The sequence below is a fragment of the Citrobacter amalonaticus genome, assembly GCF_002918555.1.
Lineage (GTDB): Bacteria > Pseudomonadota > Gammaproteobacteria > Enterobacterales > Enterobacteriaceae > Citrobacter_C > Citrobacter_C amalonaticus_A.
The window spans coordinates 729,906-753,184 of record NZ_PQMB01000001.1 but is presented as its reverse complement, the minus strand read 5'-3'; the positions used below and the strand labels follow the sequence as shown (position 1 = coordinate 753,184).

25 protein-coding genes are annotated in these 23,279 nt (G+C 53.2%); 16 read left to right on the top strand and 9 right to left on the bottom strand.

Annotated elements, in window-relative coordinates; translation table 11 throughout:
* Window positions 1-200: 200 nt before the first annotated feature.
* From hisJ to hisP, 4 genes are all read left to right on the top strand, one after another.
* Window positions 201-983, top strand: a complete 783-nt coding sequence (gene hisJ, locus C3432_RS03745; RefSeq protein ID WP_103775329.1) for a histidine ABC transporter substrate-binding protein HisJ — start codon at window positions 201-203, stop codon at window positions 981-983.
* Window positions 984-1,151: 168 nt separating this feature from the next.
* Complete coding sequence (locus tag C3432_RS03740) at window positions 1,152-1,838, top strand: histidine ABC transporter permease HisQ (protein ID WP_103775328.1); 687 nt, start codon at window positions 1,152-1,154, stop codon at window positions 1,836-1,838.
* The gene (hisM, locus tag C3432_RS03735; RefSeq protein ID WP_103775327.1) at window positions 1,835-2,551 is read left to right on the top strand and encodes a histidine ABC transporter permease HisM; all 717 of its coding nucleotides are present in this window, start codon (window positions 1,835-1,837) and stop codon (window positions 2,549-2,551) included. The genes C3432_RS03740 and hisM overlap by 4 nt, the downstream gene beginning before the upstream one ends.
* A gap of 7 nt (window positions 2,552-2,558) precedes the next feature.
* Window positions 2,559-3,332 carry a histidine ABC transporter ATP-binding protein HisP gene (gene hisP / locus C3432_RS03730; RefSeq protein WP_103775326.1) on the top strand — a complete coding sequence of 258 codons (774 nt, stop codon included), beginning with the start codon at window positions 2,559-2,561 and terminating at the stop codon, window positions 3,330-3,332.
* A 34-nt stretch (window positions 3,333-3,366) separates the two neighbouring features.
* Here hisP and C3432_RS03725 read toward each other — a convergent pair whose 3' ends face one another.
* The 4 genes from C3432_RS03725 to yfcG are packed head-to-tail and all read right to left on the bottom strand — an operon-like array spanning window position 3,367 to window position 5,912.
* A complete protein-coding gene (locus tag C3432_RS03725) occupies window positions 3,367-3,876 on the bottom strand; it encodes a GNAT family N-acetyltransferase (RefSeq protein WP_103775325.1) in 510 nt (169 codons plus the stop codon).
* 57 nt (window positions 3,877-3,933) lie between these two features.
* Window positions 3,934-4,827: a TIGR01777 family oxidoreductase gene (locus C3432_RS03720; RefSeq protein WP_103775324.1), complete on the bottom strand. Its 894-nt coding sequence runs from the start codon at window positions 4,825-4,827 to the stop codon at window positions 3,934-3,936.
* A gap of 20 nt (window positions 4,828-4,847) precedes the next feature.
* Window positions 4,848-5,210, bottom strand: coding sequence for a dihydroneopterin triphosphate 2'-epimerase (gene folX / locus C3432_RS03715; RefSeq protein ID WP_103775323.1), 363 nt, complete (start codon window positions 5,208-5,210; stop codon window positions 4,848-4,850).
* 54 nt (window positions 5,211-5,264) lie between these two features.
* On the bottom strand, window positions 5,265-5,912 hold the full coding sequence (yfcG, locus tag C3432_RS03710; protein ID WP_103775322.1) for a GSH-dependent disulfide bond oxidoreductase: 648 nt from the start codon (window positions 5,910-5,912) through the stop codon (window positions 5,265-5,267).
* A 276-nt stretch (window positions 5,913-6,188) separates the two neighbouring features.
* Between yfcG and yfcF the strand changes: the two genes are divergently transcribed.
* From yfcF to yfcD, 3 genes are read left to right on the top strand one after another with little or no spacing between them, the layout of a single operon-like run.
* Window positions 6,189-6,833, top strand: coding sequence for a glutathione transferase (gene yfcF, locus C3432_RS03705; protein WP_103775321.1), 645 nt, complete (start codon window positions 6,189-6,191; stop codon window positions 6,831-6,833).
* A gap of 55 nt (window positions 6,834-6,888) precedes the next feature.
* The gene (gene yfcE, locus C3432_RS03700) at window positions 6,889-7,440 is read left to right on the top strand and encodes a phosphodiesterase (protein ID WP_103775320.1); all 552 of its coding nucleotides are present in this window, start codon (window positions 6,889-6,891) and stop codon (window positions 7,438-7,440) included.
* 54 nt (window positions 7,441-7,494) lie between these two features.
* Window positions 7,495-8,064: an NUDIX hydrolase YfcD gene (gene yfcD / locus C3432_RS03695; protein ID WP_103775319.1), complete on the top strand. Its 570-nt coding sequence runs from the start codon at window positions 7,495-7,497 to the stop codon at window positions 8,062-8,064.
* Window positions 8,065-8,068: 4 nt separating this feature from the next.
* On the opposite strand, the gene C3432_RS03690 is transcribed toward yfcD, so the two are convergent.
* Window positions 8,069-9,088, bottom strand: a complete 1,020-nt coding sequence (locus C3432_RS03690) for a LacI family DNA-binding transcriptional regulator (protein WP_103775318.1) — start codon at window positions 9,086-9,088, stop codon at window positions 8,069-8,071.
* A gap of 249 nt (window positions 9,089-9,337) precedes the next feature.
* Here C3432_RS03690 and C3432_RS03685 point away from each other — a divergent pair, with 249 nt between their 5' ends.
* From C3432_RS03685 to C3432_RS03665, 5 genes are all read left to right on the top strand, one after another.
* Complete coding sequence (locus tag C3432_RS03685) at window positions 9,338-9,781, top strand: PTS sugar transporter subunit IIA (protein ID WP_103775317.1); 444 nt, start codon at window positions 9,338-9,340, stop codon at window positions 9,779-9,781.
* Window positions 9,782-9,860: 79 nt separating this feature from the next.
* Window positions 9,861-10,133: a PTS sugar transporter subunit IIB gene (locus C3432_RS03680; RefSeq protein ID WP_103775316.1), complete on the top strand. Its 273-nt coding sequence runs from the start codon at window positions 9,861-9,863 to the stop codon at window positions 10,131-10,133.
* 134 nt (window positions 10,134-10,267) lie between these two features.
* Window positions 10,268-11,659, top strand: a complete 1,392-nt coding sequence (locus C3432_RS03675; protein ID WP_103775315.1) for a PTS ascorbate transporter subunit IIC — start codon at window positions 10,268-10,270, stop codon at window positions 11,657-11,659.
* On the top strand, window positions 11,656-12,486 hold the full coding sequence (locus tag C3432_RS03670) for a transketolase (RefSeq protein ID WP_103775314.1): 831 nt from the start codon (window positions 11,656-11,658) through the stop codon (window positions 12,484-12,486). Before C3432_RS03675 ends, C3432_RS03670 begins: the two co-directional genes overlap by 4 nt.
* Window positions 12,479-13,432, top strand: coding sequence for a transketolase family protein (locus tag C3432_RS03665; protein ID WP_103775313.1), 954 nt, complete (start codon window positions 12,479-12,481; stop codon window positions 13,430-13,432). The genes C3432_RS03670 and C3432_RS03665 overlap by 8 nt, the downstream gene beginning before the upstream one ends.
* A gap of 38 nt (window positions 13,433-13,470) precedes the next feature.
* Here the strand turns inward: C3432_RS03665 and yfcC are convergent, their stop codons facing one another.
* From yfcC to ackA, 3 genes are all read right to left on the bottom strand, one after another.
* Window positions 13,471-14,991: a putative basic amino acid antiporter YfcC gene (yfcC, locus tag C3432_RS03660; protein ID WP_103775312.1), complete on the bottom strand. Its 1,521-nt coding sequence runs from the start codon at window positions 14,989-14,991 to the stop codon at window positions 13,471-13,473.
* Window positions 14,992-15,180: 189 nt separating this feature from the next.
* A complete protein-coding gene (pta, locus tag C3432_RS03655) occupies window positions 15,181-17,322 on the bottom strand; it encodes a phosphate acetyltransferase (protein ID WP_103775311.1) in 2,142 nt (713 codons plus the stop codon).
* A 79-nt stretch (window positions 17,323-17,401) separates the two neighbouring features.
* Window positions 17,402-18,604 (bottom strand): acetate kinase, encoded by a 1,203-nt coding sequence (gene ackA / locus C3432_RS03650; RefSeq protein WP_103775310.1) that lies wholly within the window; start codon window positions 18,602-18,604, stop codon window positions 17,402-17,404.
* Window positions 18,605-18,943: 339 nt separating this feature from the next.
* Here ackA and yfbV point away from each other — a divergent pair, with 339 nt between their 5' ends.
* From yfbV to C3432_RS03630, 4 genes are all read left to right on the top strand, one after another.
* Window positions 18,944-19,399, top strand: coding sequence for a terminus macrodomain insulation protein YfbV (gene yfbV, locus C3432_RS03645; RefSeq protein ID WP_103775309.1), 456 nt, complete (start codon window positions 18,944-18,946; stop codon window positions 19,397-19,399).
* An 83-nt stretch (window positions 19,400-19,482) separates the two neighbouring features.
* Entirely contained in the window at window positions 19,483-19,977 is a 495-nt protein-coding gene (locus C3432_RS03640) for a YfbU family protein (RefSeq protein ID WP_103775308.1), read from the top strand.
* Window positions 19,970-20,647 (top strand): sugar phosphatase, encoded by a 678-nt coding sequence (locus C3432_RS03635; protein WP_103775307.1) that lies wholly within the window; start codon window positions 19,970-19,972, stop codon window positions 20,645-20,647. Before C3432_RS03640 ends, C3432_RS03635 begins: the two co-directional genes overlap by 8 nt.
* A gap of 77 nt (window positions 20,648-20,724) precedes the next feature.
* On the top strand, window positions 20,725-22,557 hold the full coding sequence (locus C3432_RS03630) for an SLC13 family permease (RefSeq protein WP_103775306.1): 1,833 nt from the start codon (window positions 20,725-20,727) through the stop codon (window positions 22,555-22,557).
* Between the two features lie 54 nt (window positions 22,558-22,611).
* On the opposite strand, the gene yfbR is transcribed toward C3432_RS03630, so the two are convergent.
* Complete coding sequence (yfbR, locus tag C3432_RS03625; RefSeq protein ID WP_103775305.1) at window positions 22,612-23,211, bottom strand: 5'-deoxynucleotidase; 600 nt, start codon at window positions 23,209-23,211, stop codon at window positions 22,612-22,614.
* Window positions 23,212-23,279 lie beyond the last annotated feature (68 nt).

Sequence of the window (23,279 nt, the reverse complement as noted above, 5' to 3'; positions counted from 1 at the left end):
GTGCATCATGCTGCTGATGCACTGTAATGGTGCAATTATCGTTGCCGAAGTGCGTATGACTGCATACTTAAGCGCTTTTCATGCAAAATAAATCGGCTGGCAGGGCAGAATACTTTGCCTTGTCGGCCCGATTAATGGCACGATAACTGCACCTGATCCTGTAAAGATCCCCTATAAAAGACAGTCTGTTGAGGATAGTTATGAAAAAACTGGTGTTGTCTCTTTCTCTGGTTCTGGCTTTCTCCAGTGCTACCGCAGCCTTTGCGGCAATTCCGCAGAAAATTCGTATTGGTACCGATCCGACTTATGCCCCGTTTGAATCCAAAAATTCTCAGGGGGAATTAGTCGGTTTTGATATCGAACTGGCAAAAGAGCTGTGTAAACGTATCAACACGCAATGTACCTTTGTCGAAAACCCGCTGGACGCGCTGATCCCTTCGCTGAAAGCGAAGAAAATCGACGCCATCATGTCTTCGCTCTCCATCACTGAAAAGCGTCAGCAGGAAATCGCCTTTACCGACAAGCTTTATGCAGCCGACTCTCGTCTGGTTGTCGCCAAAGATTCCACTATTCAGCCAACCGTTGAGTCCCTGAAGGGCAAGCGTGTCGGCGTGCTGCAAGGCACGACTCAGGAAACCTTCGGCAATGAACACTGGGCGCCGAAAGGCATTGAGATTGTCTCCTATCAGGGCCAGGACAATATCTATTCTGACCTGACGGCCGGACGTATTGATGCGGCGTTCCAGGATGAAGTCGCGGCCAGCGAAGGCTTCCTGAAGCAGCCGGTGGGCAAAGATTACAAATTCGGCGGTCCGTCGGTGAAAGATGAGAAACTGTTCGGCGTTGGTACCGGTATGGGGCTGCGTAAAGAGGATAACGAACTGCGTGAAGCCCTGAATAAAGCGTTCGCTGACATGCGTGCTGACGGTACTTACGAGAAGCTGGCGAAAAAGTACTTTGATTTTGATGTTTACGGCGGTTAATTGCCGCAGGTGTTGATAAAGCCCGTAGATTTGTGACCGACCAGCCTTATCCGGCCTGCGACGATATCCGCGCAGGCCGGATAAGCGTAGCGCCATCAGGCATCAGCGTGGCCGGTCATGATGTCAAAAGAGGCTTCTTACTTCACCACACACGACAGGACAGGCAGCATGTTGTACGGGTTTTCAGGTGTTATTTTACAGGGCGCTATTGTCACGCTGGAGCTGGCCTTAAGCTCTGTCGTACTGGCCGTCCTGATCGGCCTCATCGGGGCGGGAGCTAAACTCTCGCAAAACCGGGTGACGGGGCTTATTTTCGAAGGTTATACCACTCTGATTCGCGGGGTACCGGATCTGGTGTTAATGCTGCTGATCTTCTACGGTTTGCAGATTGCGCTCAATACGGTCACCGATGCGATGGGCATCAGCCAGATTGATATCGATCCTATGGTGGCGGGTATCATCACTCTGGGATTTATCTACGGCGCTTACTTCACTGAAACCTTTCGTGGTGCGTTTATGGCGGTCCCTAAGGGGCATCTTGAAGCCGCCACGGCATTCGGTTTTACGTCTTCGCAGATTTTCCGTCGGATTATGTTCCCGGCGATGATGCGCTACGCCTTACCGGGAATAGGCAACAACTGGCAGGTTATTCTCAAAGCGACGGCGCTGGTCTCTCTGCTCGGCCTGGAAGATGTGGTGAAAGCCACCCAGCTTGCCGGGAAAAGCACCTGGGAGCCGTTCTATTTCGCCATTGTCTGCGGACTCATCTACCTGGCCTTTACCACGGTATCCAATGGCGTGCTGCTGTTCCTCGAACGTCGCTATTCTGTAGGTGTGAAGAGGGCTGACCTGTGATTGAGATTATTCAGGAGTACTGGAAAGCCCTGTTGTGGACCGATGGCTACCGTTTTACCGGCGTAGCTATCACGCTATGGCTGCTGATCTCCTCGGTGGTGATGGGCGGCATTCTGGCGCTGTTCCTGGCGATTGGCCGCGTCTCCAGCAATAAGTTTATTCAGTTTCCCATCTGGTTGTTTACTTACGTGTTTCGCGGCACGCCGCTGTACGTGCAGCTGCTGGTATTCTATTCCGGGATGTATACCCTGGAAATTGTGAAGGGCACCGAGTTTCTTAATGCGTTCTTCCGAAGCGGCCTGAATTGTACCGTGCTGGCGCTGACGCTGAATACCTGTGCCTATACCACCGAGATTTTCGCCGGTGCGATTCGTTCAGTGCCGCACGGAGAAATTGAAGCCGCGCGGGCATACGGCTTCTCCTCGTTCAAAATGTACCGGTGCATCATTTTGCCGTCGGCGCTGCGCATCGCGCTGCCCGCCTATAGCAACGAAGTTATTCTGATGCTGCACTCCACCGCGCTGGCCTTTACGGCGACGGTGCCGGACCTGCTAAAAATCGCCCGTGATATCAACTCAGCCACCTACCAGCCGTTTACCGCTTTTGGTATCGCGGCGGTGCTGTATTTAACGATCTCTTATGTTCTGATAAGCCTGTTCCGTAAGGCGGAAAAACGCTGGTTGCAGCATGTGAAACCTTCTTCAACGCACTGAGAATACGATGTCTGAGAATAAATTAAACGTTATCGATTTGCACAAGCGCTACGGCGAACATGAAGTGCTGAAAGGGGTATCACTGCAGGCCAATGCCGGAGACGTGATTAGCATTATCGGCTCATCCGGTTCCGGGAAAAGTACCTTCCTGCGCTGCATTAACTTTCTGGAAAAACCGAGCGAAGGGTCGATCGTGGTTAACGGCCAGAATATCACTCTGGTGCGCGATAAAGATGGTCAGCTCAAAGTGGCGGACAAAAATCAGCTGCGTTTACTGCGCACGCGTCTGACGATGGTGTTTCAGCACTTTAACCTCTGGAGCCATATGACGGTGCTGGAGAACGTGATGGAAGCGCCGATTCAGGTTCTGGGATTAAGCAAACCGGAGGCGCGCGAGCGGGCGATAAAATACCTGGCGAAGGTGGGAATTGATGAGCGTGCCCAGGGAAAATATCCCGTGCATCTCTCCGGCGGTCAGCAGCAGCGCGTTTCCATTGCCCGTGCGCTGGCGATGGAACCTGAGGTTCTGCTGTTTGATGAACCTACGTCGGCGCTCGATCCCGAGCTGGTGGGGGAAGTGCTGCGCATTATGCAGCAGCTGGCGGAAGAGGGAAAAACGATGGTGGTAGTGACCCATGAAATGGGCTTTGCCCGCCATGTCTCCACGCACGTTATCTTCCTGCATCAGGGGAAAATCGAAGAAGAGGGCGAGCCGGAGCAGGTGTTCGGCAACCCGCAAAGCCCACGTTTACAGCAGTTCCTGAAAGGTTCGCTGAAATAATTGTGCTCCCGGCGGCGTAATGCTGCCGGGGGCTTTAAACTGGCGCGCGCTCCAGGCGATACGCCCAGTCGTCATAGCGCACGCCATTCACCTCATACGCCTTTTCCAGAACCTGGGTACGGACAAAACCCGCCTTTTCCAGCACCCGTACGGAACCCGTATTGTCGGCTAAGACCCAGGCATTGATCGCCGTCACCCCTGCCTGGCTGAAGGCATACTCGCAGACGGCGCGCACGGCTTCGCTGGCGATCCCTTTGCCCTGCGCCTGCACAATCACGGTGTAGCCGAGGTCTGCTTCTTGTGGGTGGCGATGGCTTATCTGCAGGCCGATATCGCCCAGCGGGGTGTCATCATTCCGCTGGCGGATCACGAAGGTGTGCTGCGCGGCCAGACGTCGGGCAAACAGCAGGCGAGTGTCCCGTTCCGGAGCAATGTTACCCATAAAACGCATGATCTGCGGACTTTCACGCAGGGCGAGAAAGAAAGGCCAGTCTGTAGGTTGAAAAGGGGTGAGGATCAGTCTTGAAGTCGTTATTGTTGCCATAACATCGCCATTCCGGAAAACAACTTACGTTATCACAGGAATGGCGAGGGAAAAAAGTTACTGCAGTACATCCGCCAGCGCTTCTTCTAAATCGTACCAGCGAAAAGCGAACCCGGCTGCCTCCAGCCGTTTAGGCAGGGCACGTTGTCCTCCCAGCACCAGTACTGACGATTCGCCCATCAACAGACGGATAGCCGCAGCCGGAACGCGTAAAATGGCGGGGCGGTTGAGCGCATGTCCCAGCGCGTGAGAAAACTGCTCGTTATGTACGGGATAAGGGGAAACCATATTAAACGGGCCGCGAAGATTGTTATCAAGCAACCAGAGAATACCGTTGACCATATCATCAATATGGATCCAGGCCAGATACTGACGGCCTGTGCCAATGGGGCCACCCAGACCCAGACGAAATGCCGGGGTCATCTTAGCCAGAATGCCGCCTTTTGGCGCCAGAACAACGCCGGTACGCAACAGACAAACGCGCGTTCTGTCACTTTGCGCGCTGCTGGCGATTTGCTCCCAGCGGGCGCAAAGCTTATGTGTAAACTCGTTATGCGGCGGCTCCTCTTCCGTGACCACGACTTCCCCCAGATCGCCATAATAGCCGGTTGCCGAGCCAGAAATCAGCACCGCTGGCGGCGCTTCGCTGGCGTTGATCAAATCTGCTAACCGTTGGGTTATTTGCCAGCGACTCTGGCACAGCAAATCTTTTTGCTGTGCGGTCCAGCGTTTGTCAGCAATCGGCTCTCCCGCCAGATTGATTACGGCGTCAATCTCATTGAGATTATGCTGCCCTTCCAGTCCCTGCCAGATTGCAATTCGGGAACCCAGACGCTGACGCGCCTTTTCAGGACTACGCGTCACTACCGTCACCTGATGGCCCAGCTCCAGCAAGCGCGGTATCAGATGGCGTCCAATCAGGCCTGTACCACCGGTTACCAGTATGTTCATGTCGCCTCCCGTCGTTGCCGCTAGCGTCGCCAGCTCAAGGTCATTGATACTGAATCGGCGTAACGCAGTGCGTGAAGTTTATCGATCTCGACTTCAGCATAAGTGACCCAGTGATGTTCGCGTGCGATATCGAGCACATCCTGAGTTAATTTTTCCAGCAAGGAGAACCGGTTACTCTCCACATGCCCAATGATGGCTTTGGTGATGGTGCGATAGTTCAGCGCATCGTTAATATCCTCGCTGGTGCGGGCATGCTCCGCCGGGTAGTGAATAGCGACGTTGATGACAATATCCTGGCGGTTGTTAATCTCTTCTTCTTTGATTCCGATAAAAGTACGTAACCGAAGGTTTTTTATACGAATAATGGCGTCAGGTTGTGACATTGCAGGTTTCCTCCATGTAGTAACGTTGGCATGATACACGAGAATTATCGTACGTTATCCTTTCGCTCTCTCATGAGTATGCTGTGCCTGCAGCATGGCGCGCTCCGTCGCAGGGCGCGTGCGAATACGTTCAAACCAGTTGTTGACCGCCGGATACATATCCAGATCGATGCGCTGACGCTGGTGGGCATTCACCCATGGCCAGCAGGCGATATCGGCAATACTGTAGTGCTCGCCGCTGAGCCAGGGGGCGTTCTCCAGCCGCTTGTTGAGCACGTTATACAGGCGTTGAGTCTCCACCTGATAACGTTCGATAGCATAGGGAATTGCCTGCGGGGCAAAATGGTTGAAATGATGATTCTGTCCGAGCATTGGACCAAATCCGCTCACCTGCCAGAACAGCCACTGTAGGGTGGTATGCCGTTCACGTAACTCTCCGCTGAGTAACTTTCCGCTTTTCTCCGCCAGGTACAGCAGAATTGCGCCGGATTCAAAGACGCTGAGCGGCGCACCGCCATCGACTGGGGCGTGATCCACAATTGCCGGAATTTTATTATTGGGGGAGATCGCCAGAAAGTCGGGGCGGAACTGATTGCCTTTACTGATATCAACTTTAATCAAACGATAGTCCAGCTCAGCTTCCTCCAGAAACAGCGTTATTTTGTGTCCGTTGGGCGTAGGGGCGTAGTAGAGGTCGATCATTTCAGCTCCTGAAAGTCACTTATTGGTCGCAGACAAACACAAGTATAGAAAGCCTCCTGCACAGTGTGAGTTTAGTTCAGGTGACAGCGCGAGAAAGACGCTATACCCTTCATCTTTCACGCCGTATTTTTGTTGGCTGCGTCTGTATCAAGCAACGTTCCGCCCCGGCTACATCGTTATCAGTGCTCCAGGGATTTACAGACGTACCGCCTCAACGTAATCGAAATCTTTTGGGGCTATATTTTGAGAAAAAAACCGCACGACAATGAGGATGATATGAGCAAACACCCGATCACGCTTTGGACCGACGCCGATTTTTTCTCCCCCTACGTACTGTCCGTCTGGGTGGCTCTTCAGGAGAAGGGGTTGTCTTTTACCCTGAAAACGGTTGACCTCAACAGAGGGGAACATTTAACGCCGCACTGGCAAGGATATGCCCTGACGCGACGCGTCCCGTTACTGCAAATCGATGATTTTGAACTGAGTGAGTCGTCCGCGATTGCCGAGTATCTGGAAGACCGTTTTGCGCCGCCGACCTGGGAGCGTATCTACCCTCTTGATAGAGAAAAACGTGCGCGTGCCCGTCAGGTTCAGGCCTGGATCCGCAGCGATTTAATGCCCATTCGTGAAGAGCGTCCGACCAATGTGGTATTCGGCGGGGTGAAAAAGGGGCCATTGAGTGACGCAGGGAAAGCCAGTGCGGAAAAATTGTATGCCATCGCAGAGAATTTACTCTCCGGTGGGTTGCCGAATTTGTTCGGCGAATGGTGTATTGCCGATACCGACCTGGCGCTGATGCTTAACCGCCTGGTGCTGAACGGTGACGATGTTCCTGAACGGCTGGCGGAATATGCAGCATTTCAGTGGCAACGTGCATCTGTCCAGCGTTTTATTGCGCTTTCCGCGAAGCGTTCAGGCTGATAAACCATCCATAATCCAGTATCATAGACGGGTTTTTTACGACGAGGAGTGAGTGATGAAACTGATGTTTGCATCAGACATTCACGGGTCATTACCGGCGACAGAACGCGTGCTTGAACTGTTTGCCCGCAGCGGCGCGCAGTGGCTGGTGATCCTGGGCGATGTGTTAAATCACGGCCCGCGAAATGCGCTGCCCGAAGGGTATGCGCCAGCACAGGTTGCTGAACGTCTGAATGAGCAGGCGTCGCGAATTATTGCGGTACGCGGAAACTGTGACAGCGAAGTGGATCAGATGCTGCTCCATTTTCCGATGACTGCGCCGTGGCAGCAGGTATTGCTGGAAAATCAGCGGTTTTTCCTGACCCACGGCCATCTTTTCGGGCCGGATAATTTGCCGGCATTACAGGCTGAAGATGTGCTGGTCTATGGTCATACTCATCTTCCCGTAGCGGAGAAACGTGGTGAGGTTTATCACTTTAATCCCGGTTCGGTGAGCATTCCGAAAGGCGGATATGCAGCAAGCTACGGCATTCTGGATGATAATGTTTTAAGTGTAATCGCACTCAATGATCAACGTATCATTGCACAGGTGACGATTAATTCGTAATTTACCCCACAATGTGAATGCGCCGTAAGAGCGCCGGAAAAAGAAGGTTTCCTGATGGTGGAACAGCGTCGTTTGGCAAGTACTGAATGGGTGGATATTGTGAACGAAGATAATGAGGTCATCGCACAGTCCAGCCGGGAACAGATGCGAGCGCAGTGCCTGCGTCATCGTGCGACTTATATCGTGGTACATGACGGAATGGGCAAAATTCTGGTGCAGCGGCGTACCGAGACAAAAGACTTTTTACCCGGCATGTTAGACGCCACCGCAGGCGGTGTCGTGCAGGCCGATGAACAACTGCTGGACTCCGCCCGCCGTGAAGCGGAAGAGGAGTTAGGTATTGCAGGCGTCCCGTTTGCCGAGCACGGTCAGTTCTATTTTGAAGATGAAAACTGCCGCGTCTGGGGCGCGCTGTTCAGCTGCGTCTCCCACGGGCCTTTTGCTTTGCAGGAAGAAGAGGTCAGTGAAGTATGCTGGCTCACACCGGAAGAAATTACCGCACGCTGCGATGAGTTCACGCCCGATTCATTAAAAGCGCTGGCGCTGTGGATGACCCGCAACGCCAAAAATGAGTCCGCGGCGAAGTCAGAGACTCAACATGAAAAGCAGGAAGAGGCGGAGTAAAGTCTCAGCAGCTGTCCCGCACGCATAAGCTGGAGGCGATCTGTTTTTGATCGCTCCAGTTTCCATCCTGAATTCTCGCGAGTAATGCGCGGCCTGCTTCAAGGCCAATCTTACGATGCGGCACGGCCATTGTGGTCAGCGGCGGCTGGCAGACTTTGCTCACATCGCTGTTGCCAAACCCCACGACAGCCAGATCGTCAGGTACTTTAATCCGTCGCCGCTGGCACTCGTAAAGTACGCCGCAGGCCAGCTCATCCGACACGCAGACCAGCGCGTCCAGCTCCGGCCAGGCGAGGATAAATTCGGGAAGCTGCGAAGCCCCGGTAGAAAAGCCAGGCGGCAGGGCGGCATTAATCACCCGATTTGGCGACATATGATGACGCAACATCGCTTTATACCAGCCTTGCAAATGTTGCTGAAAAATCCACTGTTCCTGATTGGCGCATAACAGGCCAATGTTTTGGTAGCCGCGCTGAATCAGCATTTCAGTCAGTTCAAACATGGCCGCCACGTTATCAATGCCGATATTCATATCAATGGGATCGCTACGAATAGCCCCTATCTCCATGACGGGAATTGACGCATTATTCAGCCAGTGTCGTACGGTATCGCTATGTTCGACGCTGAGCAGTATCGCGGCAGCAATATTGGAGGCCAGCAGCGTCTCCAGCAGTTTTTCTTCCTGTTCAAGACGATGACGGGACTCGGCCAGCATGATCTGGTACCCGGCTGGCTGTAAAATTTCCTGCAACCCGGCGAACATTTCCGAACAACCCGCCTCTGCCAGATTAGGAACAACCATGGCAATAGTCCGTGATGAAGCTGATGCCAGCGCGCTTGCCGCGAGATTAGGCATATATCCAAGCTCATGGACTGCCGCTTCAATTTTTTCTCTGAGTTTATCGGAAACCTGTTCAGGCGTGCGTAATGCACGGGAGACGGTCATGGTGCCTACGCCAGCAAGCTGAGCGACATCGGCGATGGTCACTTTACCTGTACTACGCCGTTTTCGGGTTAGAGACATACAAATTCCTGCTTAATTACAACCATTTGAACTGCTTTTTTATTGTCGTTCTTTGCTTCACGTAACAGGCAGTATACGCCTTAAATCGCTTTTTTTGCTGTGATTTCACTCAGTAAACGCGTTTTGATAGCGCTATCACATATCTGAACGATAACTTTTGATAGCGCTATCTTTGTGATATCAGTCACGGATATGGTTTCAGTGGTTGAATAAAGTTTGCCCATATTGCGTAAAAGCGGAGGAGGAAAAGTGCTGAAAACCTGGTTAACGGATACAACCATTATGTTACGCGAAAGCGTTGAGGATTGGCCGCAGGCTCTGGCACTGTGCGCCGGGCCGTTGCTTGATGCGGGAGTCATTACCTCTGATTACCTCACCGCCATCGTTAGGCAGCACCATGAGTCTGGCCCTTATTACGTGCTGGCGCCGGGCCTTGCGATGCCTCATGCCAGACCGGAAGAGGGGGCAAAAGGTTTAGGGCTATCGCTGCTGAAATTAAATCAGGGTGTCTCATTTGGTGCCGGGGAATTTGACCCTGTTGATATTATTATTATGCTGGCTGCACCTGATAAACATAGCCATATCGACATGATTTCTGCCCTGGCAGAATTATTTTCAAGTGATGAGGACCTTGCGCAATTACATCGCGCTACCACCCGGGAGGAAATTAAAAACATCATTTCACGCTTCTGATTTAAGTTCGGACTAAATTTTGTGAAACATTATGCGCAAGCGTAATGCGGGCATACTCTACTTAAAAAAGGTGATAATAATGAAAATAATGGCTATTTGTGGATCTGGCCTTGGCAGCAGTTTTATGGTCGAAATGAATATTAAAAAAATACTCAAAAAACTTAATATTGATGCCGAGGTTGAACATTCCGATCTCTCCTCAGCCACGCCGGGGGCCGCCGATCTGTTTGTTATGGCTAAAGACATTGCCGCCAGCGCCAGCGTACCCGATACCCAGCTGGTCGTGATTAACAACATTATCGATATCAATGAACTCGAAGCGCAGCTGCGCGCCTGGTTCGATAAACAATAACGGTATATACGCAATCACTCAAACGGCATTACGCCAGTTTGACCGCAAATGTGCATATATTCTAAATAATTCGAGTTGTGGGAAAGCCAACACACCCACAACCTGAAGTATGACGAGTATAAAGCGAGGTGGATATGTTTATCCTTGAAACGCTAAATTTTGTTGTTGATATTCTGAAAGTGCCATCTGTGCTGGTAGGGTTAATTGCCTTAATAGGTCTGGTTGCGCAGAAAAAAGCGTTTTCTGATGTCGTCAAAGGCACGATTAAAACTATTCTGGGGTTTATTGTTCTTGGCGGTGGTGCCACCGTGCTGGTGGGATCATTAAACCCATTGGGCGGGATGTTTGAGCACGCTTTTAATATTCAGGGCATTATCCCCAATAACGAAGCCATTGTCTCGATTGCGCTGGAAAAATACGGTGCTTCTACAGCGCTTATTATGGCTTTTGGGATGGTAGCCAATATTATTGTCGCCCGCTTCACGCGTCTGAAATATATCTTTCTGACCGGGCATCATACGTTCTATATGGCCTGCATGATTGGCGTCATCCTGACCGTCGCGGGGTTTGACGGTATCGGGCTGGTCTTCACCGGATCGCTGATTCTGGGCCTGGTGATGGCCTTTTTCCCGGCGCTGGCGCAGCGCTATATGAGACGTATCACCGGTAACGATGAGATTGCCTTTGGTCACTTCGGGACGCTGGGATATGTGCTTTCAGGCTGGATTGGAAGCGTGTGCGGTAAAGGTTCCCGTTCGACGGAAGAGATGAATCTGCCGAAGAATTTAAGCTTCCTGCGTGACAGTTCGATTTCTATTTCTCTGACCATGATGATCATCTATCTGATTATGGCGATTAGCGCGGGGCGGGAATACGTTGAAAGCACCTTCAGCGGCGGTCAGAACTACCTGGTTTACGCCATCATTATGGCAATTACCTTTGCTGCCGGGGTGTTTATCATTCTGCAAGGGGTACGCCTGATTCTGGCGGAGATTGTCCCGGCGTTTACCGGATTCTCTGAAAAACTGGTGCCGAACGCCCGCCCGGCACTTGACTGTCCGGTGGTCTATCCCTATGCCCCTAACGCTGTACTGATCGGTTTTCTGTTCAGTTTTCTCGGTGGTCTGGTGGGGCTGTTCCTGCTTGGGCAGATGAAGCTGGTGCTTATTTTGCCCGGCGTCGTGCCGCACTTTTTCACGGGGGCAACCGCAGGGGTATTTGGTAACGCCACCGGCGGACGCCGTGGCGCAATGATCGGGGCTTTTGCTAATGGCCTGTTGATCACCTTCCTTCCCGTACTCCTTCTGCCGGTGCTGGGCGCCATCGGCTTTGCCAACACCACCTTCTCAGATGCCGATTTTGGCGCGATTGGCATTGTGCTCGGTAACCTTGCCCGCTATCTGTCGCCTTTCGCCATTACGGGGCTGGTTGTGGCAGTGTTCGTGCTGCTGGTTGCGTGGAACGTTTTTGCTAAAAACAGAACGGGAGCAGGTGATTCGCCGGAAAACAACGGAGCTAAATCATGAATGTGAATGAAGTAACACAGCTGGCGCGGGAGATCCGTATTGCCACTCTGAAATCATTGACGCACCTGGGTTTTGGCCATTTCGGCGGCAGTATGTCGGTTGTGGAAACGCTGGCGGTATTGTATGGCGCGGTGATGAAAATCGACCCGACCGACCCGGACTGGTCGGATCGGGATTATTTCGTGCTGTCCAAAGGCCATGCGGGACCCGCGCTGTATAGCACGCTGGCGATTAAAGGTTATTTCCCGATTGAAGAGCTGGATACGTTAAATCAAAACGGCACCCGCTTGCCCAGCCATCCGGACAGGCTTAAAACACGTGGCGTAGATGCCACTACCGGTTCGCTGGGGCAGGGCATATCGATCGCCGCAGGTATGGCGTTGTCGCATAAGCTGGCAAAGCGTCCGAACCGGGTATTTTGCATTGTTGGCGATGGAGAATTGAACGAAGGTCAGTGCTGGGAAGCATTTCAGTTTATTGCGCACCACCGGCTGAATAACCTGACGGTGTTTGTTGACTGGAACAAACAACAGCTGGATGGCGAACTGGATGGCATTATTCGCCCGTTCAGTCTTGAGGACAAATTCACGGCGTTTGGTTTTGAGGCGCTGACGGTGAAAGGCGATGATATCGCAGGTCTGCTGGCCGTGGTTCAGCCGGTTCCGGAGGCGCAGGCGCGTCCGCGCGTGGTCATTCTTGACGGTATCAAAGGCCAGGGCGTGCCGTATCTGGAACAGCTCAGTAATTCCCATCATCTGCGCCTGACGGACGAAATGAGACAGGCGCTGAACGACACCCTTCGCCAACTGGAGGCCACGCATGATTAAGCTCGCGCCCGCAGGACAAAAAGATAGCGTAGAGATGCGCAAGGTATATGCCGGATTTGTGGCGAAAGCCGCGGCAGCAGGAAGCCCGATTGTTGCTCTTGAAGCCGATCTGATGAGTTCGATGGCAATGGACAGCGTGGCGCGGGATTACCCGCAGCACGTCATTAACTGCGGCATCATGGAAGCCAATGTGATAGGGACAGCCGCGGGGCTGGCGTTGACGGGGCGCAAGCCATTTGTGCATACCTTTACCGCATTCGCCAGCCGCCGTTGTTTCGATCAGCTGTTTATGTCGCTGGACTATCAGCGCAATAACGTCAAAGTGATCGCTTCGGATGCCGGGGTCACCGCCTGTCACAACGGCGGAACGCATATGTCGTTTGAAGATATGGGGATTGTGCGTGGACTGGCGCATTCGGTGGTGCTGGAAGTGACCGATGCGGTAATGTTTGACGATATCTTACGCCAGCTTATCGAGCTTGATGGCTTTTACTGGGTACGCACAATCCGTAAGCAGGCGCCGAGTATTTACGCGCCAGGATCGACATTTACTATCGGCAAAGGGAATGTGCTGCGTGAAGGTGATGATGTCACGCTAATTGCCAACGGGATTATGGTCGCAGAAGCGCTGGAAGCCGCACGTCAGCTGGAGCGTATGGGGATAAGCGCGGCGGTCATCGATATGTTTACTCTTAAGCCTGTCGATCGCATGTTGGTGAAGAACTACGCCGAGAAAACCGGGCGGATTGTGACCTGTGAAAACCACAGCATTCATAACGGATTAGGTTCTGCGGTCGCCGAAGTGCTGGTGGAAACGTGTCCGGTGCCGATGCGTCGTGTTGGTGTCAAAGAACGTTATGGTCAGGTCGGGACGCAGGATTTCTTACAGGAAGAATACGGACTCACCGCCGCGGCGATTGTTGAAGCAGCGAAATCGCTGCTGTAAGAGTTACCCCTTGCCACACAGTGGCAAGGGGGCTTTTTTTAGTGATATCCCATCATCTGAGCGCCAACCACCACCACGCTGGACATAATAAACAGCAGTCCCAGCAGCGTTGCTCCCACCTTCAGCCAGTTGCGGAAGTCGACCCGACAAACGCCCAGCGTCGCCATTAAAGAGGCGGACGTTGGATAGATGATATGGCTGAAGCCATCACCAAACTGGAAGGCCAGCACTGTAACCTGGCGGTTTACGCCGACAAGATCGCCCAGTGGCGCCAGCAGCGGCATGGTCAGCGCCGCCTGTCCGGAACCGGAGGTAACGAAGAAATTAAAAACGGCCTGAAAGAGCAGCATGAACCAGGCGGCAACGGCGTTATCCAGACCACTGATGCCGTTGGCGATGCTGTGCAGAAGGGTGTTCAGCACGCTGGCATCACCTGCTTCGCCGTTGCCTACCAGCAACAGAATACCTTTGGCAAAACCGACCAGCAGAGCAGGGGCGATCATCATCCGCGCCCCCTCAGTAAATGACGACGCCATAATGTTGACCGTCATGCCGTTGAGTCGGAAAACCACGCCAATAATGCCAATCACCAGGCCCATCGTGAAGAACTGGCTGGCAATTTCAGGGATAAACCACGCGTTGACAATGACCCCCCAGACGACCCAAATCATCACTCCGGTCAGGACGATTAGCACCAGCCAGTCGCCGAGGGTGAAGCGTCGTTCGACAACTTCATCCTGTTGCTCACGGAAGAAGCGGTCAGATTCATGGACGCGTGACAGCAGCGGGTTCTTTTTCACGCGTGAGGCGTAGACCAGGGTGAACGTGAGCCCAATCAGCGTGGAAAGCACCCATACGGCGATGCGCAGGCCGGAACCGGAGAGCACGGGGACACCCGCGATACCCTGCGCCACAACCACGCAGAAGGGGTTCATCCAGGAGCTGGCAAAGCCAATCTGGGTGGCGATATAGGTGACGAGAACGGTGGTGATGCTGTCGTAACCGAGCCGCACCATCAGCGGCGCAATAATAATCGCAAAGGCAACCGCCTCTTCCCCCATGCCGAATACCGCGCCGCCCAGCGAGAAGAGGATGAATAGTACCGGGATAAACAGGACTTCGTTACCCCGTGTATGGCGGATCAGGGCGAGGATGCCGTTATCAATGGTGCCGGTACGCATGACGATACCGAATGCCCCGCCGATCACCAGCATGAACATGATGATGCCAACAGCGGTGCCGAATTTAGAGCCGGAAGTTAATCCTTCGAATGGGAAATTCATCAGGCCTGGACTTTCGTCACCGGTGGTAAAGAACTTAACCGGATGATACTGCTCCTCACCGGCTTCATTGGTGAGAATGCGGAAAGAGTGCGGATCGACCACTTTGCGGGTCTTCGTTTGGCCATCGACCTGATATTGCACCTCCTGGCTGTCGAACATCCCGACGGGGACAACCCAGGTGGCAAGACTGGTTAAAATGGCGACGAAAAAGATGATGACCAGCGTGTCGGGCATCGCCCATTTTTTGGCTGGCTGTGATTCTGTTACTGCAGACATTAAAGACTATCCCTGTTGCAAGGCAAAGAGGCTAAGTATGCGAAGAGGAGAATAGTTATTCATTGACGCAGCGCATCTAAGCAAATAATTCAGGTTTGCGCAGGGAAATGGCAGACATAAAAAATCCGGAAATATCACTATTTCCGGATCGGAGTTGCGCAGCCGGAGCCGCGCAACGGGGGCAGATTATTACTGCTGCTGGGAAGACTGAATCGCGGTCAGAGCGATGGTGTAGACGATGTCATCTACCAGCGCGCCACGAGACAGGTCGTTCACCGGCTTGCGCATACCTTGCAGCATCGGCCCGATGGAGATCAGGTCGGCAGAACGCTGTACCGCTTTGTAGGTGGTGTTACCGGTGTTCAGATCCGGGAAGATGAACACGGTCGCGCGACCTGCAACCGGAGAGTTCGGCGCTTTGGATTTCGCAACGTCAGCCATGACGGCAGCGTCATACTGCAGCGGGCCGTCGATCATCAGGTCAGGACGTTTTTCCTGCGCCAGACGAGTCGCTTCACGGACTTTTTCTACGTCGCTACCCGCGCCAGAAGTGCCGGTGGAGTAGGAGAGCATTGCCACGCGCGGTTCAATACCGAAAGCAATGGCGGAATCTGCGGACTGAATCGCGATCTCTGCCAGCTGTTCAGCGGTCGGATCCGGGTTGATCGCACAGTCACCGTAAACATAAACCTGTTCCGGCAGCAGCATGAAGAACACGGAAGAAACCAGGGAACTGCCCGGTGCCGTTTTGATCAGCTGCAGCGGCGGACGGATGGTGTTCGCCGTGGTGTGAACCGCGCCGGAAACCAGTCCGTCAACTTCATCCTGCTCCAGCATCAGGGTACCGAGAACCACGTTGTCTTCCAGCTGTTCGCGGGCGACGGTTTCGGTCATACCTTTGCTCTTACGCAGCTCAACCAGGCGAGCGACATAGCTTTCACGAACCACTTCAGGATCGACGATTTCAATGCCCGCACCCAGCTCAACACCCTGCGACGCCGCAACGCGGTTAATCTCTTCCGGGTTACCCAGCAGCACGCAGGTTGCGATACCACGTTCAGCACAGATAGCTGCCGCTTTAACGGTACGCGGTTCGTCACCTTCCGGCAGCACGACGCGTTTACCGGCCTGACGCGCCAGTTCGGTCAGCTGATAACGGAACGCTGGCGGCGACAGACGACGGCTGCGCTCAGAGGTCGCCGTCAGGGAGTCAATCCAGTCAGCGTTGATGTAGTCAGCGACATATTCCTGAACTTTCTCAATGCGCTCGTGATCGTCAACCGGTACTTCCAGGTTGAAGCTCTGCAGGCTCAGGGAGGTCTGCCAAGTATTGGTGTTCACCATAAATACCGGCAGGCCGGTAGCGAATGCGCGTTCGCACAGTTTATTGATGCGCGCGTCCATTTCGTAGCCGCCGGTCAGCAGCAGGGCGCCAATTTCCACCCCGTTCATCGCGGCAAGGCAAGCGGCAACCAGTACGTCCGGACGGTCAGCGGAGGTGACCAGCAGGGAACCTGCACGGAAGTGCTCCAGCATGTGCGGAATGCTGCGCGCGCAGAAAGTCACTGACTTCACGCGGCGGGTGTTGATGTCGCCTTCGTTAACGATGGTGGCGTTCAGGTGACGCGCCATATCGATTGCACGCGTTGCGATCAGGTCAAAGCTCCACGGCACCGCGCCCAGAACCGGCAGCGGGCTGGACTCCTGCAGTTTAGCCGGATCGACTTTGATCACCTGCGCTTTGGAAGAGTCGTCGAAAATCTCAGACAGATCCGGGCGAGTACGGCCCTGCTCATCAACCGGGGCGTTCAGCTTGTTGACGATAACGCCGGTGATGCTGGTATTTTTTGCGCCGCCGAAGCTGCTGCGAGTCAGTTCAATACGCTCGTTCAGCTGTTCCGGCGTATCGGTACCCTGGGACATGACGAAGACGATTTCCGCGTTCAGCGTTTTGGCGATTTCGTAGTTCAGGGACTGCGCGAACTGGTGCTTACGGGTTGGGACCAGGCCTTCAACCAGTACGACTTCAGCGTCTTTCGCGCTGGCGTGATAGTTCGCGATGATCTCTTCCATCAGCACATCTTTCTGATTGCTGGACAGCAGAGACTCAACGTGGCTCATCTTCAGCGGTTCAGCCGCGGGCAGATTAGAGTTTGCACGAACGATAGTGGTTGTCTGGTCGGGCGCATCGCCACCGGCACGAGGTTGAGCGATTGGCTTAAAGACGCTCAGTCGAACGCCTTTGCGTTCCATAGCACGGATGACGCCGAGGCTGACGCTGGTCAGGCCGACGCTGGTTCCGGTAGGGATCAGCATAATAATACGGGACACGGTTTATCCTCTTTCGTTACCGCCGACATCAGGCGGGTGACAAAACAGCACCGCCAGCGTTATGGCTGGCGGTGTGAAATCAGGCGGTCAGACGGCTCGCGTCTTGCGCGATAACCAGTTCTTCGTTGGTTGGGATCACCACCGCAGGACGGGTACCTTCTTTGTTGATGAAACCAGATTTGCCGAAACGCGCGGCCAGGTTACGTTCGTGGTCGACTTCAAAGCCCAGAACGCCCAGTTTACTCAGGGAAAGCTCGCGAACCATCGCGGCATTTTCACCGATACCACCAGTGAAGACCACGGCATCCAGACGACCATCCATCAGCGCAGTGTAAGAGCCGATGTATTTCGCCAGACGGTGGCAGTAAACGTCCATCGCACGTTTGGCGTCTTCTTTGGTGGTGTAGTTGTCTTCAACATAGCGGCAGTCGCTGGTGACTTCAGTCAGGCCCAGCAGACCGGATTCTTTGGTCAGCATTTTGTTGATCTGGTCAACGCTCATGCCCAGGGTGTCGTGCAGGTGGAAGATGATCGCCGGGTCAATGTCACCAGAGCGGGTACCCATCACCAGACCTTCCAGCGGGGTCAGGCCCATGGAGGTATCAACACATTTACCGTTACGAATAGCAGAAACGGAACCCCCGTTGCCCAGGTGGCAAGTGATGATGTTCAACTCTTCAACCGGCTTGTTCAGCGCTTTTGCGGCTTCCTGAGTCACATAGAAGTGGCTGGTGCCGTGTGCGCCGTAACGACGTACGCCGTGCTCTTTGTACAGGCTGTACGGCAGGGCATAGAGGTAAGACTCTTCCGGCATAGTCTGATGGAACGCGGTGTCAAACACGGCAACGTTCTTATCTTTCAGGTGCGGGAAGGATTTCAGCGCTTCAGCGATACCGATCAGGTGAGCCGGGTTATGCAGCGGCGCGAAAGAAGCAGAGTCTTTGATACCCTGAATAACAGAGTCATCAATGACCACGGAGCTGGTATACTTCTCGCCGCCGTGTACGATACGGTGACCGATTGCGGTCAACTGCGCAGACAGTTCTGGTTTTTGTGCCAGAATAGTATTAACGATAAAGTTCAGCGCTTCACTGTGAGCGGCGCCTGCACCTAAAGCCGCTTCTTGTTTGCCGCCATCCATTTTCCATTTGATGCGTGCTTCCGGGAGATGGAAACATTCGGCTAAACCAGAAAGGTATTCTTCACCGTTAACTGCGTCGATGATTGCAAATTTCAGTGAGGAGCTACCGCAGTTCAGAACCAGTACTAACTTACTCGACATGGAAGTACCTATTATTGATACGTGGCTAAAAAAACGTCAGGAAGCCATAAAGCGTAGCGCATGATGACGCTGACATTTATGATTAACATCATGCCCACTAATCTTTTTTGACATGATGGAATAAATACCTTTGAGTCTATGCCATTTTGCGTATTTTTCAGCCAATGGCATACTATATGTAAATTTGACGACTCAATGATTTTGGACTACAGGCCTTCTACAGGCTGATACAGGATACCCGATAGTGGGTATCGAAGACAAAATGTTTTGAACGTTGTCCCTCGTAGTTGTTGTTTTGCACAATTTTTTGAATTTTTATATGTGAAGTTGAGGTAAGCCATGTCGATGCCGGATAATCGCTCCGTAAATTTTTTTAGTCTGTTTCGCCGGGGGCAGCACTACTCAAAGACGTGGCCGATGGAAAAGCGCCTGGCGCCGGTCTTTGTCGAAAATCGTGTAATACGCATGACCCGCTACGCGATTCGTTTTATGCCGCCGATCGCCATCTTTACCCTGTGCTGGCAGATAGCGCTGGGCGGTCAGCTGGGACCCGCGGTAGCCACCGCGCTGTTTGCACTCAGCTTGCCAATGCAGGGGCTATGGTGGTTGGGTAAGCGTTCGGTTACACCGCTGCCCCCGACCATCCTGAACTGGTTTTATGAAGTTCGCGGTAAATTACAGGAAGCCGGACAGGCACTGACGCCGGTTGAAGGAAAGCCGGATTATCAGGCGTTAGCTGACACGCTTAAGCGCGCCTTCAAACAACTGGATAAAACTTTCCTTGATGATTTGTAATTGCCCCCTGATTACGCATATAAAAGAAGGCACACTGATGCCTTCTTTTTTTTGCAGTACCAGAGTGATACAGGAGTCCCAAAATGGAAATGACCAACGCTCAACGTCTGATTTTGTCTAATCAGTATAAAATGATGACTATGCTCGATCCGACCAACGCTGAACGTTATCGTCGACTGCAGACGATTATCGAACGCGGTTATGGCTTGCAGATGCGCGAGCTGGATCGTGAGTTTGGTGAACTGAAAGAAGAAACCTGCCGTACGGTGATCGACATTATGGAGATGTACCACGCGCTGCATGTATCCTGGACTAACCTGAAAGATGCACAAACCATTGATGAGCGCCGCGTAACGTTCCTGGGCTTTGATGCTGCTACAGAAGCGCGATACCTGGGTTATGTTCGCTTTATGGTCAATGTAGAAGGGCGCTATACCCATTTTGATGCCGGTACTCACGGCTTCAACGCCCAGACCCCGATGTGGGAAAAATACCAGCGGATGCTGAGCGTATGGCACGCTTGCCCGCGTCAGTATCACCTGAGTTCGAACGAAATCAATCAAATCATTAATGCCTGAGGAGGTGAGTGTGCAGTGCAAAGGCTTTCTGTTTGATCTGGATGGAACGCTGGTCGATTCCTTACCAGCGGTAGAACGAGCGTGGTGCAACTGGGCCGATCGTTTCGGTCTTGCTCATGATGAAGTGCTGGGATTTATTCATGGCAAGCAGGCAATCACTTCTCTGCGCCATTTTATGGCGGGCAAGTCAGAGGCAGAGATTGCCGCCGAGTTTACGCGTCTGGAACAAATTGAGGCGACCGGGACGGCCGGGATTACCGCGCTGCCGGGGGCAATTGAACTGCTTAATCACCTTAATAAAGTCGGGATCCCGTGGGCCATTGTCACCTCCGGGTCAATGCCGGTGGCGCGCGCGCGTCATCGGGTGGCTTGCCTTCCTGCCCCCGAAGTGTTTGTCACTGCCGAGCGGGTAAAAAGAGGAAAACCGGAGCCGGATGCCTATCTGTTGGGCGCACAGCTGCTTGGCCTGGCACCGGGTGAGTGCGCGGTAGTGGAAGATGCGCCTGCGGGAGTGCTTTCCGGGCTGGCGGCGGGGTGCCACGTTATTGCCGTTAATGCGCCAGAGGAGACGCCGCGCCTGGATGAGGTTGACTTTGCGCTAACCCGTCTGGACCAAATATCGGTGACCAAACAGCCAAATGGCGACGTGGTTGTTCTAAGAAATGCCTGATCATGATTTAGCCCCGTCTCCTCGGGGCTTTTTTATGGCAGAATCAGTCCATCCCTCTCATTTAACAAGGATATGTTGTGAACGGTGAATTGATTTGGGTTCTTTTCTTATTAGCGGTTGCCGTTATCATGTTTGCGACGGGCAAAGTGCGTATGGACGCGGTTGCTTTGTTTGTCATCGTGGCTTTTGTTCTCAGTGGAACCCTTAACCTCTCCGAGGCCTTTTCCGGTTTTAGCGATCCTAACGTTGTACTGATCGCCGCCCTGTTTATTATTGGCGATGGGCTGGTACGTACTGGCGTGGCCACCGTAATGGGTGCCTGGCTGGTGAAAGTGGCAGGCAGCAGTGAGGTTAAAATGCTGGTTCTGCTGATGCTGACCGTTGCGGGACTTGGCGCCTTCATGAGTTCAACCGGGGTGGTGGCTATCTTTATTCCGGTGGTGCTCAGCGTGTCAATGCGTATGCAGATCTCACCTTCGCGCCTGATGATGCCGCTCAGCTTTGCCGGGTTGATTAGCGGTATGATGACCCTGGTGGCGACGCCGCCTAACCTGGTGGTCAACAGTGAGTTGCTGCGCGAAGGATATGCGGGATTCAGCTTCTTCAGCGTAACGCCAATTGGCCTGGTGGTTCTGGTGCTGGGCATTATCTATATGCTGCTGATGCGATTTATGCTTAAAGGGGATAACCCTGCACAGCAGCGTGACGGCTGGAAACGCCGTACCTTCCGTGACTTAATCAAAGAGTATCGTCTGACCGGACGCGCGCGCCGCCTGGCTATCCGGCCCGGTTCGCCGATGGTGGGACAGCGACTCGACGATCTTAAGCTGCGTGAACGCTATGGGGCGAATGTCATCGGCGTTGAACGCTGGCGGCGTTTTCGGCGGGTGATTGTGAACGTCAATGGGGTGTCGGAATTTCGCGCCCGTGACGTGTTGCTGATTGATATGTCGGCAGCGGACGTTGATTTGAGACAGTTTTGCAGCGAACAATTACTCGAACCGATGGTGCTGCGCGGTGAGTATTTCTCCGATCAGGCGCTGGATGTCGGGATGGCGGAGGTTTCGTTAATACCTGAGTCGGAGCTGATCGGAAAATCGGTGCGTGAAATTGGCTTTCGTACCCGTTACGGGCTGAACGTTGTGGGCCTTAAGCGCGACGGCGTGGCGCAGGAAGGTTCGCTTTCCGATGAACCGCTGCTGATGGGCGACATTATTCTGGTCGTTGGTAACTGGAAACTCATCAGTATGCTGGCGAAGCAAGGGCGCGATTTTGTGGCTCTCAATCTGCCGGAAGAGGTCAGTGAAGCCTCACCGGCACACAGCCAGGCGCCCCATGCGATTTTTTGTCTGGTGCTGATGGTCGCGCTGATGCTGACTGACGAAATTCCCAACCCGATTGCCGCGATTATTGCCTGTTTGCTGATGGGGAAATTCCGCTGTATCGATGCGGAAAGCGCCTATAAAGCCATTCACTGGCCGAGTATTATTTTAATTGTCGGCATGATGCCGTTTGCCCTCGCGTTACAAAAAACGGGCGGTGTCGATCTGATCGTTAAAGGACTCATGGATGTCGGCGGGGGCTACGGGCCATACATGATGCTGGGCTGTCTGTTTGTGCTGTGCTCAGCAATTGGGTTGTTTATCTCCAATACCGCAACAGCCGTATTGATGGCGCCTATTGCGCTGGCGGCGGCAAAAACAATGGGCGTATCGCCTTATCCGTTTGCGATGGCAATTGCGATGGCCGCTTCCGCCGCGTTTATGACGCCAGTGTCGTCACCGGTTAACACGCTGGTTCTTGGGCCCGGCAATTACAGTTTCAGTGATTTTATCAAACTGGGCGTCCCATTCACGATTATAGTGATGGTCGTGTGTGTATTGATGATCCCGCTGCTGTTTCCGTTCTGATGGGACCGGATGGCGCTGCGCTTACCGGCGTCAGCTGCCATCCGGCAACAATCGTTATAACGGCGAATCCTGGCTGATTTCATCCAGCGAGAGATGGAAGCTTGGTACGAACACCTCCATAAAATAGTCCATCTCTTCGCTACGTCGTGACTCCAGCGTTTTTTCCAGCCGCGTTTTTGCCAGCAGAAATTCATTATTACCAGCTGAAAGTTCTTCCAGACATTTCAGGTAGGCGCAAAGCGCATCGGCCTGCTTAACGATCGACTTTTCATCTTCGCTATACGCGTGTTCATCAATCAACGGGGCAAAGATATCCCGCAGCTCTTCAGGAACCATATCTACCAGCTTTTGCTGGGCGATCTTCTCAATGGCTTTATATTCCTGTGCAATTTGCGAATTGAAGTATTTCACCGGAGTAGGAAGGTCGCCGGTCAGCACTTCAGAAGCATCGTGGTACATCGCCAGCAGCGCAATGCGTTCAGCATTGAGCTGACCGCCGAATTTACGGTTCCTGATGGCTGCCAGCGCGTGGGCAACCATGGCGACCTGCAGGCTATGTTCGGAGACATTTTCCGTGCGCACGTTGCGCATCAGAGGCCAGCGATTAATGAGTTTGAGGCGGGAGAGATGGGCAAAAAAATGGCTCTGCTTCATAGGTTACCTTTTGTCTTCACTGCGACAGGTTTCATTGTGGGGGGCGCGGAGACAAGATGCAAATCAGG

Excerpts from the sequence above, each read along its gene's own strand:
- C3432_RS03690 (WP_103775318.1), bottom strand. The coding sequence starts at position 9,088 with ATGTCTCTAACCCGAAAACGGCGTAGTACAGGTAAAGTGACCATCGCC.
- C3432_RS03680 (WP_103775316.1), top strand. The coding sequence starts at position 9,861 with ATGAAAATAATGGCTATTTGTGGATCTGGCCTTGGCAGCAGTTTTATG.
- C3432_RS03720 (WP_103775324.1), bottom strand. The coding sequence starts at position 4,827 with ATGAACATACTGGTAACCGGTGGTACAGGCCTGATTGGACGCCATCTG.
- C3432_RS03670 (WP_103775314.1), top strand. The coding sequence starts at position 11,656 with ATGAATGTGAATGAAGTAACACAGCTGGCGCGGGAGATCCGTATTGCC.
- C3432_RS03635 (WP_103775307.1), top strand. The coding sequence starts at position 19,970 with ATGCCTGAGGAGGTGAGTGTGCAGTGCAAAGGCTTTCTGTTTGATCTG.
- C3432_RS03740 (WP_103775328.1), top strand. The coding sequence starts at position 1,152 with ATGTTGTACGGGTTTTCAGGTGTTATTTTACAGGGCGCTATTGTCACG.
- folX (WP_103775323.1), bottom strand. The coding sequence starts at position 5,210 with ATGTCACAACCTGACGCCATTATTCGTATAAAAAACCTTCGGTTACGT.
- C3432_RS03640 (WP_103775308.1), top strand. The coding sequence starts at position 19,483 with ATGGAAATGACCAACGCTCAACGTCTGATTTTGTCTAATCAGTATAAA.
- ackA (WP_103775310.1), bottom strand. The coding sequence starts at position 18,604 with ATGTCGAGTAAGTTAGTACTGGTTCTGAACTGCGGTAGCTCCTCACTG.
- yfcG (WP_103775322.1), bottom strand. The coding sequence starts at position 5,912 with ATGATCGACCTCTACTACGCCCCTACGCCCAACGGACACAAAATAACG.
- yfcD (WP_103775319.1), top strand. The coding sequence starts at position 7,495 with ATGGTGGAACAGCGTCGTTTGGCAAGTACTGAATGGGTGGATATTGTG.
- yfcC (WP_103775312.1), bottom strand. The coding sequence starts at position 14,991 with ATGTCTGCAGTAACAGAATCACAGCCAGCCAAAAAATGGGCGATGCCC.
- C3432_RS03665 (WP_103775313.1), top strand. The coding sequence starts at position 12,479 with ATGATTAAGCTCGCGCCCGCAGGACAAAAAGATAGCGTAGAGATGCGC.
- hisJ (WP_103775329.1), top strand. The coding sequence starts at position 201 with ATGAAAAAACTGGTGTTGTCTCTTTCTCTGGTTCTGGCTTTCTCCAGT.
- yfbV (WP_103775309.1), top strand. The coding sequence starts at position 18,944 with ATGTCGATGCCGGATAATCGCTCCGTAAATTTTTTTAGTCTGTTTCGC.
- C3432_RS03675 (WP_103775315.1), top strand. The coding sequence starts at position 10,268 with ATGTTTATCCTTGAAACGCTAAATTTTGTTGTTGATATTCTGAAAGTG.
- C3432_RS03725 (WP_103775325.1), bottom strand. The coding sequence starts at position 3,876 with ATGGCAACAATAACGACTTCAAGACTGATCCTCACCCCTTTTCAACCT.
- yfcE (WP_103775320.1), top strand. The coding sequence starts at position 6,889 with ATGAAACTGATGTTTGCATCAGACATTCACGGGTCATTACCGGCGACA.
- hisP (WP_103775326.1), top strand. The coding sequence starts at position 2,559 with ATGTCTGAGAATAAATTAAACGTTATCGATTTGCACAAGCGCTACGGC.
- yfcF (WP_103775321.1), top strand. The coding sequence starts at position 6,189 with ATGAGCAAACACCCGATCACGCTTTGGACCGACGCCGATTTTTTCTCC.
- yfbR (WP_103775305.1), bottom strand. The coding sequence starts at position 23,211 with ATGAAGCAGAGCCATTTTTTTGCCCATCTCTCCCGCCTCAAACTCATT.